This is a genomic window from Geminicoccus flavidas (assembly GCF_009806515.1).
In the GTDB taxonomy this organism is placed as follows: Bacteria; Pseudomonadota; Alphaproteobacteria; order Geminicoccales; family Geminicoccaceae; genus Geminicoccus; species Geminicoccus flavidus.
This window is the reverse complement of sequence record NZ_WUJP01000602.1, coordinates 1-1,882: the sequence shown is the minus strand read 5'-3', so window position 1 is coordinate 1,882 and position 1,882 is coordinate 1. Positions and strand designations below refer to the sequence as shown.

Below are 1,882 nucleotides of genomic sequence, written 5' to 3'. Positions count from 1 at the left end.
CGCACCCGCCGCCACGCTCGCCGCCGCCGCGCCTGTCGCGCCGCCGACGCATCCGCTCCGATCATGCAGGCCGCCGCGGCGCTGCGGATGCGGAGCGCCGGATGCGCGACGACGACCACTGCCAGACTGCCGCGATGTCCATGCCGGTCCAGGTGCCGCCGGGAACGGCCCTCGTTCCCGGTGGGCCGACCATGCACCACAATCACCGAACCGTCATCGGTCCTGCAACCGCGGCATGGCGGCGCCCGCCCATGGCCTCACTCGACCTGATCGAGCTTCTGGCGGGCCGCCTGCCAGCGGCCGGCGGATTGCGGCTTGACGAAGATGTCGACGATCTCCGGATGAGCCGCTTTGAGCGCCTGTTCCAGCCGCTCGACGCATTCTTCGATCGTGGTGGCCTGCAGTTCGTCGGCAAACTCCGCACTGATCGCTACCACCACCTGGTCGGGGCCCATCTGCACGGTGAGCACGCCATTGGCCCGCTCGACCGCCGGATCATGCCCCGCGATCGCCAGAATCGAGCGCTGCACCTCCGGCAGGGCCGGCTCGCCCATCAGAAGCCCTTTGCTTTCCCGCGCCAGGAAGACCGCGGTGGCGGCGAGCACCAGTCCGATCCCGATGGAGGCAACCCCGTCCAGTTCCGGCATGGCCAGCAGCTGGGCCAGCGTGATGCCCGCAAGCGCGATGACCAGGCCAAGCAGGGCCGCGCTGTCCTCGAACAGCACGGTGAAGGTGGTAGGATCCTTGCTCCGACGCACCGCCGCGAGATAGCCGAGCTTCCCCTTCTCCCGCCGGAACTCCTTGAGCGCCACGCGCCAGCTGTACCCCTCGAACAGGATGGAGAGCAGCAGCACCACATAGTTCACATGGACGTTCTCGACCGGATGCGGCGCCAGGACATGGGAGATGCCCTCGTAGATCGAGACGCCGGCGCCCAGCGCGAAGACCAGGAGCGCCACGATGAAGCTCCAGAAATAGATCTCGCGCCCGTGACCCAGGGGATGGGTCCGGTCCGGCGGCCGCCGCGCCCGGTGCAGCCCGTAGAGCAGCAGGATCTCATTGCCGGTGTCGACCAGCGAATGCACCCCCTCGCTCAGCATCGCCGAACTGCCGGTGAACCCGGCCGCCCCGAACTTGGTGATCGCGATCAGGAGGTTGCCGAGCAGCGCCGCATAGATCACCTTGTTCGAGCCGGCGTGCGCCGCCATCGTCGCCTTTCCTCCGGGATGCTTCGTGCAACGCCCGCGTGCCGGCCGGGTTTCCGTTGATGGGACGGGAAGATGAAGGCGGTGGCCGCGCGCCCTGATGAGCAGGCTCGCGCATGCGCAGCGACTTGGTGGTTCAGGGCATGGTCGAGCCTGTTCCTGGTGCTGCTGGCCCTGCCCTGGCTCTTGGCCGCCCAGGCACTGGCGGATTGGTCGTGGCCTGGAGCGCAGGCGCTGCTCCAGGGGGCGGTGCCGGATGGCTGGCGCCTGATCCGACACTGGGACGTCTGGTACCGGGTGCCGCTGCTGCTCTCCTTCATGGCGAGCACGCTTGCCTGGCTGCGGCGCCGGCGGCTCCGCGCCTCTGACCGGCGCTGCTCGCTCCGCGTCATTGGCCTGCGGCTGGGCCTGGCATTGGCTTCGCTCGCCCTGTTGCTGCTCACGGCCGAACGGCTGGCCCGGGTGGTGGACCAGGTCGTGGCCCATCCGCTGGTGGAGCTGCCCGCGGATGACCGGGCGATCGTCGACACGCTCATGGGCCAGTTCGCTCGGGTGGCGGCCGGCACCGAGTTCGACCAGGTGATCGGGGAGGCGCTGGCGCGCGGCGACGTCGAGCACGCCCGGATTCATGCCGCCGCCGCCGATCTGGCGGGGCGGCCGCTGCTGCCCGCCACAAG

At 69.7% G+C, this 1,882-nt stretch carries 1 protein-coding gene and 1 pseudogene; one reads left to right on the top strand and one right to left on the bottom strand.

The annotated features are described in order from the left end of the window. Positions 1-257 precede the first annotated feature (257 nt). Positions 258-1,208, bottom strand: a complete 951-nt coding sequence (locus EQG76_RS17090; protein WP_159715604.1) for a cation diffusion facilitator family transporter — start codon at positions 1,206-1,208, stop codon at positions 258-260. A gap of 72 nt (positions 1,209-1,280) precedes the next feature. Here EQG76_RS17090 and EQG76_RS17085 point away from each other — a divergent pair. Then, a pseudogene (locus tag EQG76_RS17085) lies at positions 1,281-1,882 on the top strand (hypothetical protein); the annotation flags it as partial.

Excerpts from the sequence above, each read along its gene's own strand:
- EQG76_RS17090 (WP_159715604.1), bottom strand. The coding sequence starts at position 1,208 with ATGGCGGCGCACGCCGGCTCGAACAAGGTGATCTATGCGGCGCTGCTC.